The organism is Paraburkholderia caffeinilytica, from assembly GCF_003368325.1.
Lineage (GTDB): Bacteria > Pseudomonadota > Gammaproteobacteria > Burkholderiales > Burkholderiaceae > Paraburkholderia > Paraburkholderia caffeinilytica.
Genome location: NZ_CP031466.1, coordinates 1,354,493 through 1,367,085, shown reverse-complemented (window position 1 = coordinate 1,367,085; position 12,593 = coordinate 1,354,493). Strand labels below are relative to the sequence as shown.

Below are 12,593 nucleotides of genomic sequence, written 5' to 3'. Positions count from 1 at the left end.
TTAGTCTGGGTGCTTCGCGTTTGCTTCCGGCTGCGATGCCGTAGCGAGCGGCGCGGTGGGGGCGGCATGCCCGGCGGAAGTGCGATTGCCCGCGATCCTGAGCGTCGAAGCGGGCGACACACGGATGGCGCCGTCCACCACGACTATTTCGCCTGGACGCAATCCGTCGCTGATAAAACAGTCGTCACCCTGCCATTCGCCTACCTCGACGACGCGTTGATGGGGCTTGTTATCCTTGTCCACGGTCCACACGAAATGGCTTTTCGCGCCCTGTTGCAACGCGCGCTGGGGAATCACAACGGCGTTCGGACGCACCGCGCCGGCCACTCTCGCCCGCACGAACTGCCCTGGCCGCAAGGTGCCTTTTTCATTGGCGAAAACCGCGCGTACGAGAAATGTGCCGGTTTCCGTGCTGAAGACGGGATTGGCGAAGTCGATGCGGCCATGCACGGGGAACGTCGAGCCGTCCGCGAGCTCAAGCGTGACGTCGAACTGGTTGTTCGGCGGAAAGCGTAGCTGGCCTTTAGAAATCTGCTCGCGATAGCGCAGCATCTCGTTTTCCGAGATACTGAAGTCGACCCACATCGGGTCCATCTGATACACATACGTCAACAGGCCCGACTGGGCCGGCGTGACATAGCTGCCCTCCTGCTGTCTCGCATAGCTCGACAAGCCGGTCAGCGGCGATTTGATCGTCGTATAGCTGAGGTTCAGTTGCGCCGCCTGCACCTGGCCTCTCGCGGCGATGACGGCGGCCTGCGCCTCGCGTTCCTTGCCGGTCGCGTCGTCGAGATCCTTCTTGCTCAACGCGTTCTGCGCCGCCAGCGGAATGACGCGGGCGAGGTTGGCCTTGGCCACTTCGAGCCGCGCCTGCTGCTGGGACAGTTCGCCCTGCGCAGTTTGCAACGCGGCCTGGAATGGTTTGGGGTCCATCAGAAAGAGCGTCTGCCCCTGACGCACGATCTGGCCTTCCGTGTACATCCGCTTGTCCAGAAAGCCGTCCACCCGCGCGCGAATCTCCACGGCGCGCGAACTCTGCGTCTGGGCGGTAAAAGCAAATTCGGTGGGCGTGTCATGCTGCGCGACAGTCATGACGGTAACCTCGACAGGCTGGGCAATTTCCGGCGCGCCTGATTTGCCGCAGGCGGCAAGCAGGGCACACGCACTCAATGTCGACGCGAGCGTGCCTTGCACGCCTCGACACCAGCGCCTGGGCGCGTTCGGGGAGCGCGTCATGCCTCCCAACAACGAAACTGACATGGATGTCCCACGAATGATTGGTCGATAGCCGGGCAGCGCATCAACGCAACGGCTCGCGGCCGATCGCACAGGAAACGCGATCGGCGCGAAGCCGTAAACCATTGCACCGGAGGTAGACCGTCCACACCGAAAAACGGAGGTCCGGTTTCCCCGGCCCGGCAAAACTCGGGAAGGAAGCGGAATCAGAACCGGTGGCGGATGCCGCTCGTCACGAGAAACTGCGTGCGGGACGTCGACTGCATGGACACGCCATTGATTCGCGCGGCGTTCAGGCCACGACCGTTGTTGGCGCCGAGCTGCGTGACAGCCTCGGAGTAAAGATCGGTGCGCTTCGACAGTGAGTAATCAGCTTGCACTCCAAGCTGATTCCAGTGCGCCGCACCCGTATCCGAATCAGTGGTGCCCGGCGCAGCGCGCAGTGCCTGCGTATACGTGTAGGCGACGCCCAGGCCCAACGCAGGCGTCACGTTGTAGCGCGCGTTGATTTCGTAGTTGTTGTAGCGAGCCGAGATGTCCGAGACGCGATCCTGGAAGCGGCTTTGCGTGAAGATCGCGCCGATGACGGCCGGACCAAACGTATAGCTTCCGCCGAAACCCCATGTACGCTGATTCTGCACGCCGCTAATCGAGGAAGCAGCGAACGTACCGCCCTGGATGGCGCCGGTGGCCTGGTTCTGGTCCAGACCCTGATACTGGGAATAAGCGGTGCCGAACTGCAATCCGCCGTTTTTGTATCCCGCGCCCACACTGTAAGCCCGATTGCTGGCGAAGCTCGAGTCATTCGAGAAGCCATACAGGCCGCTGAACGAAAAACCGCTATAGTTGGCGCTCTGGAACTTGACCGAGTTGCTGACGCTGATCGAAGCGTTGGTGTTGTCGTTGTCGCCCAGATGCCCGAAATACGTGCCGCCCCAGCTGCCGGCTGCCGTGAGCGGCGAGAGATAGTCGACCACCGAGTCGTACTGGCGGCCCAGCGAAACCGTGCCGAAATCGCCGGACACGCCCACATACGCCTGACGGTTGAACAGGGTATTCGACTTCGACAGGCTGCCGTTCGCGATATTGAAACCGCTTTCGAGTCTGAAGACCGCCTTCAATCCGCCGCCCAGGTCCTCGACGCCGCTCAAGCCCCAACGGCTGTTCTGCAGATTGCCGCCCGTCATGCCGATCATTGCCTTGCCGCCCGTGAGGCGTCCGTCGGGCGTAACGTCGGAGTTGTCGCTGATTTCATTGCTCACATAGGTAAGCCCCGCATCGATAATGCCGTAAAGCGTGACGCTGCTCTGCGCGTGCGCCGCACCGGCGAAAGTGGCGGATACGGCAGTAGCAATAATGATTTTTTTCATGTAAATACCTTGGCGTTGAATCGTAAAAACCGGTTGACGGCATGGCTCGACCATTTGCCGAAACCACCCTGCACCCGGTTCCAATTCCGTTTAATCGGTATGGAACGCGGACCCTGTGTGCTGACCGAATTCTAGTCATCCGACGCCATGACAAATCGGATGAAATAGTGCAAAACTATTTTTGATTATTAGCAAGATGAGGGGCCAACAGGGCCCAAACCCCACGCAGCCACATATCCGACAACGCCTTCACCCTTCTTGACACATCCGCCCCATAGCCAATTGTTGCTTACACCCAACAGCGGCAATCGACGCCTATTTTTGATACGGATTTGCCGATACTTTCGATGAAATTAATAATTTACACAGACACCCCAAAAATACACGAATTAATAACACTTTCGACCATTTAACTGTCACCCGCCGGATTTTCAGCCACGCAACATCCGTTATAGCTTTGGTAAACTTATGAATCAGCTTCAGGCAATGCGAGTATTTATAAATGTCGCCGAAACCATGTCGTTTGGACATGCCGCCGCCAATCTCGGCATTTCGAATGCAATGGCAACACGTTATCTTGAGCAGCTTGAGGCCCATCTCAATACGAGACTTGTCAATCGCAATACGCGCAGCCTCTCCTTGACCGAGGAGGGCGCGATGTACGCCAAATGCTGTCGCACCATACTCGACGATATCGAGGAAATGGAATCGATCGCAATCCGCGGTTCGATCGAGCCGTCCGGTACCCTGCGGGTCGCGGCCGGTGCGTCGTTTTCACTGTCCAGCCTGACACCGTTGCTGCAGCAATATCTTTTGAAGTACCCCAAAGTGAAACTCTCGCTCACGCTGCTGCATCAGCACGTCGACTTTGTGCGGGAAGGTTTTGATGTCGGCATCGTCATGCCCAATCAGATCAGCGGCACGACGCTGATCAAACGCCCTTTGCTCAGCGTGCGCCCCATTACCGTAGCTTCGCCCGGCTATCTGGACACGAATGGAACGCCGTCGACACCGTCGGACTTGACCGCACACACTTTTCTCACGCTCTCGTCCGCCGCGCTTGACGGCGACTGGGTCTTTGTCGCGCCGGATCAGCAGGAAACACGGGTTGCGCTCGACGTCGCGCTGGCGGTCAACAACGCGCTGATGCTCAGACATGCCGCGCTGGCGGGCATGGGAATCGCGGTGCTGCCCGAACATCACGTACTGGACGATCTGCGCAGCGGAACCCTCAAGCCGTTGTTGACGAATTACCGCATCACGAATGCCGACAAGGAATTGGCGCTGGTGTATGCGGACCGGCGTCACATTTCGGCAAAAACGCGCTCATTCGTGGATTTCTCAGTCGACTGGTTTCGCATCAATGCGGACCGTTTGACCAGCGCCAGGTCGCGAGGCAAACACGCCACGCGGTGACGCCCCAACGGCGGAGAACGCGACGCCCGTGCGCCGGCGCCCTGTACCCAAAATGAGGACAGGGCCGCGCCAGGTTTCCCCCATACTTCCCTGTCGATTCGCACCGCCTTTGCAGAGCGACCACGCCTGGCGGACGTTCGACACTGAAGATCCAGGAGACAGGCATGAACCTCAGCTTCAAACCCTATCCATTCACGCCGCGTCACTATGCGGGGGTGGTGCCGCCGCTGGTCGACGGACGCGACCCTGTGCGGCACGCCGTAGCGATCGTCGGCGGCGGTCCGGTCGGCATGACGCTGGCGCTCGCGTTGGCTCGCCAGGGCGTCCGCTCGGTGCTGATCGAAGCCGATGACGGCGTGTGCACCGGTAGCCGCGCCATCTGCATTTCGCGGCGCAGCCTCGAAATATTCAAACACCTCGGCGTGGTGGACGGCTTCCTGCAAAAAGGCTTGCCGTGGACAGGCGGCCGCAGCTTCTACCGCGACGCCGAAGTGTTCCGCTTCGCCATGCATCAGGACGACGAGCAATCGCTGCCGCCGATGATCAACATCGCGCAATACCAGATCGAACAGTTACTGCTCGACGAAGTGGAGCAGCACGCCGATCTGATCGACATCCGCTGGCAAACCCGTGTGAGCGGCATCGAACAACAACCCGGCAACGGCGCAACGCTTGACCTGAGCACCGGCGACACCGCTTGGACAATGCGCGCGGATTGGGTCGTTGCGTGCGACGGCGGCCGCAGCACGATCCGCGAGGCACTCGGCCTCAAGCTCACCGGCACCACGTACGAGGGCCGCTACGTGATCGTCGATATCGAACTGAAAAGCGAGCGCGCCACGGAACGCCTCGCCTATTTCGATCCGCCCTCCAATCCAGGCTCGACCGTGCTGGTGCACAAGCAACCCGACAACGTCTGGCGCATCGACTACCAGCTTCGCGACGATGAGGACCCGGAGAGCGCGGTCAAGCCTGACAACGTGATGCCACGTGTACAGAGCGTGCTCGACTCAATGGGCGAAACAGGCGAGTGGTCGCCGATCTGGATCACCGTCTACAAGGCCAACGCGTTGACGCTCGAACGCTACCGCCACGGCCGAGTGCTGTTCGCAGGCGATGCCGCGCATCTCGTGCCTATCTTCGGCGTGCGCGGCGCGAATTCCGGCATCGACGACGCCGACAATCTCGGTTGGAAACTTGCTTACGTGGTGAACGGCATTGCGTCGGACCGTCTGCTCGACAGCTACAGCGACGAGCGCGTATTTGCGGCGCGTGAAAACCTGAGCTACGGGATGAAGAGCACGGAATTCATGGCCCCGCCCTCCTTCGCATTCGACCTGATGCGCAAGGCAGTGCTGGGACTTGCCGAGCGTCATGCCGCCGTGCGGCCGTTGATCAATCCACGGCAGACGCATGCGATTGCATATGCGCAGTCGCCGCTCAATCGGGTCGCCGCCGCTGCGTCGGACGCGTTCGCCAAAGGTCCGGCGCCGGGGACGGTGCTGCCGGAGTGCCGCCTGCAACGCATGGGCGAAGGCGTCGCCGTCGATATCCATCTCACCGATCTGCTTGGCCCTTGCTTCACCGCACTTCGCTTCGGCGCGGACATGACGCAAGACGAAGCATGGCGGCAATTGCATCACGCGCTCGGCGAACACGGCATTCCGTTCAAGGCGATCACGCTGCTCTCCGGCAACGCGCCGTGCTCCACCGGCTCGCATGGTGTCGATCCGGAGGGGCGCCTGCACGAGATGCTCGACGCCACGCCGGGCACCGTCTATCTGGTCAGGCCGGACGGCCACGTGCTCGCCCGCTGGCGCAACGGCAGTGCGGCGAAGGTGCAAAGCGCCGTGACGGCCAGCCTGACGAACTGATGCAAGAGGAACCCACGCCATGACCGATAGTGAACTCGACCTCGTCTACACGACGCTCTGCAAGACACTGACCGCCGAAGGCGAAGCGCAAGCGACCTTGTATCTGGCCCGCCTTGCACTGCTGTGCATGACGGAACTCGACGATACGCAGCGAGCCTTGTCGTTGATCGACGCGGCGAAGCTGCCGGCCTCCGCCGCTGTGACCGCGTAAAGCGGAACGCCCGGCACATCGGACGCAAAACATAAGACGAAAAAAAGCCCCGCTGATCACGCGGGGCGGCTTCTTTTCGAAAGTCGGCACAACCTTCACTGCCGCGGATACAACCCCAACGTACTCGCATGCAGGCGCGCGAGCCCGAGCAACGCGTCCGTGTAAGGCGTCGGCACGCCGGTAAGCTGCCCCAGTTCACGCACCGCGGCCACCAGCGCGTCGAGTTCGACGGCCTTGCCCGCTTGCACATCCTGCAGCATCGAGGTTTTCATCGCGCCGAGTTTGAGCGTGACCTCGTGACGATCCGCCGGCGCCTGCTCGATCGGGATACCGAAGCGCGCACCGATCTCCTTCGCTTCCAGCATGATGGTCGTGACGAAGTTGCGCACCAGTTCGTCGCTGAGAATCCGGTCGGTGGTTGTGCCGGTGATGGCGCTGATCGGATTCATCGTCATGTTGCCCCACAGCTTGTACCAGACATCGCGCTGGATCTGCTCCGACATCGACGCGTTGAAACCGGCGGCGGCCAGTGTGGCGGTCAGCGCCTTGACGCGCTCGCTCGGTTGCCCCGACGCCTCGCCGACGATCAGCCCATTGCCCTGATGATGCCGGATCACGCCAGGCGATTCGATCAGACAGCTGGCATGCACCACGCAGCCCACCGTCTGCGCGGTCGGAATCGCGGCGGAGATCGCGCCGTCGGGATCGATCGACTTCAGCCGCTTGCCGGCGAAATCGCGGCCGAGGCCGTCGCAGAACCACCATGGCACGCCGTTCATCGCTGTCAGCACGATCGTCTGCGAGCCCAGCAGCGGCGCGATATGCGCGGCCACCGAGGCCATTGCCGGGCCCTTGACCGCCACCACGACGAGGTCTTGCGCGCCAAGATCCGCCGGCTGTTCGCTCGCATTCACCTCGGCGGTGTGCGTCACGCCGCCTTCGATCAGACGCAAGCCGTGCTGCTGCAACGCGCTGAGCGTTGCGCCACGCGCCACCACGCTCACGTCGTGGCCGGCCTGCGCGAGCTTCACCCCCATCCAGCCGCCGATTGCGCCTGCACCGTAGATACCTACTTTCATTGCTTCAATCCTTGCGTTAATCCTTGCGGTAATCTTTGCTTCGCTGTTCGCCTCGAACCTTGCCTCAATCCTTGTAGCTCGCATCGATGCGGTCCACGCGCCGCACCAGTGCGTCGAACACGTCCTGTCCCGCACCGTGACGCGGATCGAACTGCAACGAGTCGCGCGAGCAGCGGATCGCCACCTCTTCCGGCACCGGCCTTGCGCGGCCCATCGAGAACGTGGCCATCTGGATTTCGCACGCACGGTTGAGCGTCCACAGAATGGCAAAGGTCTGCGGCAACGTATGGCCCCATGCGAGCAGGCCATGGTTGCGCAAAATCACGGCCTGTCTGTTGCCGATATGCTGGATCAGACGCGGCCCTTCGTCCGCATGCACCGTAATGCCTTCGAAGTCGTGATACGCAATGCGGTCGTGCAGCTGCGCGCTATAGAAGTTGGTTTGCTCCAGGCCGTTTTCGAGGCAGGCCACGGCGACGCCGGCCGTGGTGTGCGTGTGCATCACGCAGTGCGCATCGGGCAGGCCTTCGTGAATCGCCGCATGCACGACGAAGCCCGCGGGATTCACCGGATACGGCGAATTATCGAGCACGCGCCCCTGCGCGTCGATCTTCACGAGATTGCTCGCCGTCACTTCGCTGTAGTGCAGGCCGAACGGATTGATCAGGAAGTGCCGCTCGCCGCCGCTCACGCTTGCCGGCACACGCAATGTGATGTGGTTATAGATCATCTCGGTCCAGCCGAGCATATCGAAGATGCGATAGCACGCGGCCAGTTGCACGCGCGCCTGCCATTCGTCGGGATGCATCGCGGCGAGCTTCGCCGGACTGGCCGGCGGCATTTCAAGAGTCGTCATCAGGGTCTCCGTTGTTATCGTTCGCGGTCGTTCTCGGTTATTCGCTGGGGTGTCGTCAGGTTCGGCCGTTGCGAGTAACAACCGTTATGCGCCCGCCACCACCGCTGCGATCGACGACGCTACATAGCCCGCGTTGCGCTCGTTCAATCCAGCGACGCACATGCGTCCCGAACGCAGCACATACACGGCGTATTCGTTGCGCAAACGCTCGACCTGCGCTTCGCTCAAGCCTGTGTACGTGAACATGCCGCGTTGCGCGACGTAACGCGCGCGCATCACTTCATCGACACGGCCTGCGAGGCCTTGATGAATCGTGCCGCGCATCGCGAGAATCCGTTCGCGCATGGTGGCGAGTTCCGCTTCCCACGACGCACGCAAGGCAGCATCGGACAGCACATTGGCAACGAGGCGCGCGCCGTGCGTCGGCGGATTGCTGTAGTTGGCGCGCACCGTCGACATCAATTGACCCAGCACGCGCGCCGCCTCTTCCTTGCTCTTGCACACCACGCTCAAGGCGCCGCAACGCTCGCCGTACAGCGAGAAGTTCTTCGAAAACGAATTGGCGGCGATCAACGGCACGCCCGCATCGGCGAGCAGACGCACGCAGGCGGCGTCCTCCTCGAGGCCTGCCCCGAAACCCTGGTACGCCATGTCGACAAACGCAATCAGTTTGCGGCGCTGCAATACCGGCACCAGCTCCGCCCATTGCGCCGGGCTCAGATCGACGCCGGTCGGGTTGTGGCAGCACGCATGCAGCAACACGATGCTCTGCTCAGGCAAGCGGTCGATCGTGCCGAGCATGTCGGCGAAACGCAGGCCGCCGGTGTGCTCGTCGTAGTACGGATACGTGTTGACCGTGAGGCCCGCGCCTTCGAACACCACGCGATGGTTTTCCCAGCTCGGATCGCTGATCCAGATCTGCGAGGCCGGGAAATAGCGCTTCAGAAAATCCGCGCCGACTTTCAGCGCACCCGAGCCGCCGATGGTCTGCAAGGTCGCGATGCGGCCCGCTGCGCGCGCTTCGCTGTCCGCGCCGAACACCAGCGCCTGTGCTGCGTCGCGGTAGAGCGGCAGGCCTGCCATCGGCAGGTAGGAGCGCGGGCCGATCGCACCGAGCAGCGCGGTTTCGGCGCGCCGCACGGCGTCCATCACCGGCAGCTTGCCGGCGTCGTCGAAATAGATGCCGATGCTCAGGTTGACCTTGTTGGGGCGCGGATCGAGTTGAAAATCCTCGTTCAGGCTCAGGATCGGGTCACCAGGATAGGCGGGAATGTGGTCGAACATGGCAATTCCTTGAGTGGCGCTCTGCATGTGGCTTGATGGCGGCCTGCGTATACCCTGGATGTGGGCTGGTGCAACCGGGTCGCAGCCGCGTGGGTGAGTCGAAAGTCTAAGCGGGTTTCCAGCTCCGCGTCGACCAGGACGAGTGTCAGTCAATGGCCCGCTGCCCACAATCAATCGATTTTTCACGATTAGTAAGTTTTTCTTTAGAATCGCCTGATGCCACTCACACGCGTCACCATCCGTCAGTTCGAAGCGTTTCTCGCCATCGTCGATTTGCACAGCATCGGCGCGGCGGCGGAACGGCTCGGGCTGACTTCGTCGGCGGTCAGCCAGCTGCTGGCCGAACTGGAAACCGAACTGGGATTTCGCCTCTTCGACCGTACGACGCGGCGCGTCAATCTGTCGAGCGCGGGGCAGGATTTTCTGTCGTCGGCCGAATCGGTGTTGCGCTATGTGCGCGCCGCTGCCCAGTCCGCCGACGACATTCGCAATCGCGCGGCCGGCATCGTGCGAGTCGGCGCGCCGCTGGTACTCGCGGCGACCGCGCTGCCGGCGGCCATCGCCGAATATGCGCGCGACAAGCCGAAGGTCGTCGTGCGCATTTGCGACACCGTGGTCGAACAGTTGGTTGAGCGCGTGGAAAGCGGCGACGTGGATCTCGCGATCGGACCGGACCTTCAGAGCGGCACGCGAGTGCGTTGCGATCCGGCCTTCGCGAGCCCGTGGGTGATGTGGTGCGCGCCGACGCATCCGCTGAACGCACGGCGCCGGGTGCAGTGGCAGCATTTGCGCGGCGTGCCGATCGTTGCCACCGGCCGCGATCACGAGCGTGCAGTCGAACAGATGCTGGCGAATCTGCCGGTGGAGGCGCGCATTATCCCCGTCGACGTGGTGGACAACGTCACGACAGCGTTCGGCCTGGCATCACAAGGGCTTGCCGTGACACTCGCGCCCGCCTATGTCGCGCCGCTCGCGCGAACCTTCGGGCTGGTGATGAAGCGGATCGTCGATCCCGAAACGATTCGTGCAGTATGCGTGTATCGTTCGACCGGACGTGCGCTGTCGCCGCCCGCGGATGGATTCGCGGAATTCATCATGCCGTGGTTGAAGCGCTGGGATCGTGAGACGCAGGCCGATGCGCGGGCGAAGCGCGGATGATTTTTTGATGCGAGCGCCATGATGCCTAGGCGGTCGTTCTTCGGCCGCCTTGCGGTTGATCTACGGCTGCAACTCCGGCGCTGCGGCTCAGCCTACGGCCGCGAGGTGGGTGCGCCGGCTCAGTCCACGGCTGCAACGTCGGCGCGCCGGCTCAGTCCACAGCTGCAACATCGGCGCGCCGGCTCAGGACCGCTCAGGCAGCAGACACAACGCGAACAACTGGCGCTGGCTCGAGATGCCCAGCCGCGCGTAAGCGCGCTTCTGATAGGTAATCACGCTGGTGGCCCTGACGCCCATCTGCTCCGCGATCTCGCTGGCGCTTGCGCCTTCGAGCGTGCCGCGCAGCACGTCGATCTCGCGCGGCGTCAATGACGGGCACGCGCGCCTGACGCGTGCCAGCATCGCGGCTGCCGTTCCTTGCTGATGCTGCCCATTGAGCGCGTAGTGGCTTTTTGCCGCGTGGGCGAACAGATGCGCCACGCTTTCCACGTGCTGCAGTTCGCCCGGCTGAAACGTGCCGTACGCGCTGTCACGATACAGATTGATCGACAGCCAGACGCTTTCCATGGGTTGCAGGAGCAACGAAAGCCGGTCGGACACGTTGGGCTGCGCGTAGCAGGCGGCGCGATAGGCTTCGTTTTCGATTTCTTCACTGTGCTGCTGATGCAGCACCAACGCTTCGCGCGCCTGCGTTGCCGGCGGGCGGCCGATGATGGCTCGATTGCCGTCGAGGGCATGGAAGTGCGCGGCGTAGCGGTTGGCGACATCGCGGAGGAAGCGGCCGCCGCGATGGTCGGCGGCGGAGACGGTGCGCGGCCTCGCGTCGAATTCGTACGCGAAAATCGTGCACTGCGACACGGGCAGCGTGTCGCCAACGGTTCTCAGAATGCTTGCCGCAAGCGCATCCGGGTTGTCATGCGAGATCGACATGACAAGATCGGTAACACGCGACGTGTCGATGTGCCCGCTGCGGGCCGGAGTGGATACGCGCCAGGAACGCATGATGATGGCGAATCGCGCTACATGAGGTTGGGTCCGGCAAGCGTAGCACAAGGGAGCATTGCGCCGGAATCGCGCGCCGGCGTCCATGCGGTCGATCAGCGAACCGCTGCATCAGAAGCGATAGTTGATGGAGATATCGGCCACGCCGGTGGCCCTGCTATGCGTAATCGGACTATTGCCCGCACTGCCGACCAGCTCTTCAAATGCGCCGTCGGCAGTGGCGAACCAGTGCTTGTCGAACAGCCACACGGCGCTAATGCCGAAGCCCACCGACTTGAAACCCGCACTCGCGTGATACTGCGAGTATTGCGAGTGCGCCGCCTGGTTCTGATTCACGCCGTACCAGGCGTTCATGTAGTTGGAGTCCGCAAGCGTCACGTTCGGTCCGGCGAACCAGAAGAATTTCTGGGTGCTGCCCGGCATCGGCAGATAGGCGCCGAGATCGCCGATCCAACCGTTCGAACCGCCGAAATAGCGGCGGACGTCGGCGCGCAACACGAGCGGGAAATCCTTCGACACGACATACTCGCCGGAGAGCTTGAGGCCAGGCGCCTGATTGATGTTGCCGAGGCCGTTCAACTCCTCCGGATCGTCATGGCCGCGACGCCCGAGATCGTAGACGGCCCCGAGACTCGCGCGCCAGTTCTGCCCCTGCGCGAAGTTGAACCCAAGGCCCTCGCCGCTCGAAAAGTAGAACAGGTCCTTGTAGCGCACGTCGATGCTTGGACCGGCCATCACGTGATACCGGTCGGAGCCCTCGTAGCGCGGCTGGAACGACGCCGCCGCGCCAACGCGCACCTGCCATTCCGGAATATCCGGCTGCCACATCTTCTGCAGCGGAATGCCCACGGAGTACTGCCATTCGCCCAATGGCGAAGGCGTCTGGGCCAAGGCCGAACCCGGCAGAATACCGATGCCGCCGAGGGTCACGGCGACCAGAGATGTTGCCGCGATGCCTGTTTGTTTTTTGCGAATCCTGCCGATCCGCTTTCTACGGCTGATCAACACCAGAAGCCTCCGTTCTCGCGTATCGCGAAGAGGTTTATGTTCGCGCCCGAGGTCCGCAATGGATTGCACACCATCCGGGCAACCGCCGCCTTGCTACGC

General features: G+C 62.3%; 11 protein-coding genes. 4 read left to right on the top strand and 7 right to left on the bottom strand.

The features are described from left to right. Together DSC91_RS06170 and DSC91_RS06165 are read right to left on the bottom strand one after the other, a co-directional pair. Entirely contained in the window at window positions 1–1,236 is a 1,236-nt protein-coding gene (locus DSC91_RS06170; RefSeq protein ID WP_167470491.1) for an efflux RND transporter periplasmic adaptor subunit, read from the bottom strand. Between the two features lie 206 nt (window positions 1,237–1,442). Continuing rightward, window positions 1,443–2,606, bottom strand: coding sequence for a porin (locus DSC91_RS06165; protein WP_115779719.1), 1,164 nt, complete (start codon window positions 2,604–2,606; stop codon window positions 1,443–1,445). A 486-nt stretch (window positions 2,607–3,092) separates the two neighbouring features. Here DSC91_RS06165 and DSC91_RS06160 point away from each other — a divergent pair, with 486 nt between their 5' ends. From DSC91_RS06160 to DSC91_RS06150, 3 genes are all read left to right on the top strand, one after another. Next, window positions 3,093–4,022 (top strand): LysR family transcriptional regulator, encoded by a 930-nt coding sequence (locus DSC91_RS06160; RefSeq protein WP_308422825.1) that lies wholly within the window; start codon window positions 3,093–3,095, stop codon window positions 4,020–4,022. 164 nt (window positions 4,023–4,186) lie between these two features. Then, the gene (locus DSC91_RS06155) at window positions 4,187–5,896 is read left to right on the top strand and encodes an FAD-dependent oxidoreductase (protein ID WP_115777304.1); all 1,710 of its coding nucleotides are present in this window, start codon (window positions 4,187–4,189) and stop codon (window positions 5,894–5,896) included. A gap of 19 nt (window positions 5,897–5,915) precedes the next feature. Beyond that, a complete protein-coding gene (locus DSC91_RS06150) occupies window positions 5,916–6,107 on the top strand; it encodes a hypothetical protein (protein ID WP_115777303.1) in 192 nt (63 codons plus the stop codon). Between the two features lie 95 nt (window positions 6,108–6,202). Here DSC91_RS06150 and DSC91_RS06145 read toward each other — a convergent pair whose 3' ends face one another. The 3 genes from DSC91_RS06145 to DSC91_RS06135 form a co-directional block, all read right to left on the bottom strand. Next, entirely contained in the window at window positions 6,203–7,186 is a 984-nt protein-coding gene (locus tag DSC91_RS06145) for a 2-dehydropantoate 2-reductase (RefSeq protein WP_115777302.1), read from the bottom strand. A gap of 64 nt (window positions 7,187–7,250) precedes the next feature. Then, entirely contained in the window at window positions 7,251–8,042 is a 792-nt protein-coding gene (locus DSC91_RS06140; RefSeq protein WP_115777301.1) for a class II aldolase/adducin family protein, read from the bottom strand. An 84-nt stretch (window positions 8,043–8,126) separates the two neighbouring features. Then, on the bottom strand, window positions 8,127–9,326 hold the full coding sequence (locus DSC91_RS06135; RefSeq protein ID WP_115777300.1) for an amino acid aminotransferase: 1,200 nt from the start codon (window positions 9,324–9,326) through the stop codon (window positions 8,127–8,129). Window positions 9,327–9,542: 216 nt separating this feature from the next. On the opposite strand from DSC91_RS06135, the gene DSC91_RS06130 reads away from it, so the two are divergent. Beyond that, the gene (locus tag DSC91_RS06130; protein WP_115777299.1) at window positions 9,543–10,484 is read left to right on the top strand and encodes a LysR family transcriptional regulator; all 942 of its coding nucleotides are present in this window, start codon (window positions 9,543–9,545) and stop codon (window positions 10,482–10,484) included. 183 nt (window positions 10,485–10,667) lie between these two features. On the opposite strand, the gene DSC91_RS06125 is transcribed toward DSC91_RS06130, so the two are convergent. After that, window positions 10,668–11,486, bottom strand: coding sequence for a helix-turn-helix transcriptional regulator (locus DSC91_RS06125; protein WP_115777298.1), 819 nt, complete (start codon window positions 11,484–11,486; stop codon window positions 10,668–10,670). A gap of 111 nt (window positions 11,487–11,597) precedes the next feature. Beyond that, on the bottom strand, window positions 11,598–12,494 hold the full coding sequence (locus DSC91_RS06120) for a MipA/OmpV family protein (RefSeq protein WP_115777297.1): 897 nt from the start codon (window positions 12,492–12,494) through the stop codon (window positions 11,598–11,600). Between the last annotated feature and the right edge of the window lie 99 nt (window positions 12,495–12,593).

Bases quoted from the DNA above. Each gene is read 5' to 3' on its own strand.
- DSC91_RS06170 (WP_167470491.1), bottom strand. From the start codon at position 1,236: ATGACGCGCTCCCCGAACGCGCCCAGGCGCTGGTGTCGAGGCGTGCAA.
- DSC91_RS06165 (WP_115779719.1), bottom strand. From the start codon at position 2,606: ATGAAAAAAATCATTATTGCTACTGCCGTATCCGCCACTTTCGCCGGT.
- DSC91_RS06160 (WP_308422825.1), top strand. From the start codon at position 3,093: ATGCGAGTATTTATAAATGTCGCCGAAACCATGTCGTTTGGACATGCC.
- DSC91_RS06155 (WP_115777304.1), top strand. From the start codon at position 4,187: ATGAACCTCAGCTTCAAACCCTATCCATTCACGCCGCGTCACTATGCG.
- DSC91_RS06150 (WP_115777303.1), top strand. From the start codon at position 5,916: ATGACCGATAGTGAACTCGACCTCGTCTACACGACGCTCTGCAAGACA.
- DSC91_RS06145 (WP_115777302.1), bottom strand. From the start codon at position 7,186: ATGAAAGTAGGTATCTACGGTGCAGGCGCAATCGGCGGCTGGATGGGG.
- DSC91_RS06140 (WP_115777301.1), bottom strand. From the start codon at position 8,042: ATGACGACTCTTGAAATGCCGCCGGCCAGTCCGGCGAAGCTCGCCGCG.
- DSC91_RS06135 (WP_115777300.1), bottom strand. From the start codon at position 9,326: ATGTTCGACCACATTCCCGCCTATCCTGGTGACCCGATCCTGAGCCTG.
- DSC91_RS06130 (WP_115777299.1), top strand. From the start codon at position 9,543: ATGCCACTCACACGCGTCACCATCCGTCAGTTCGAAGCGTTTCTCGCC.
- DSC91_RS06125 (WP_115777298.1), bottom strand. From the start codon at position 11,486: ATGCGTTCCTGGCGCGTATCCACTCCGGCCCGCAGCGGGCACATCGAC.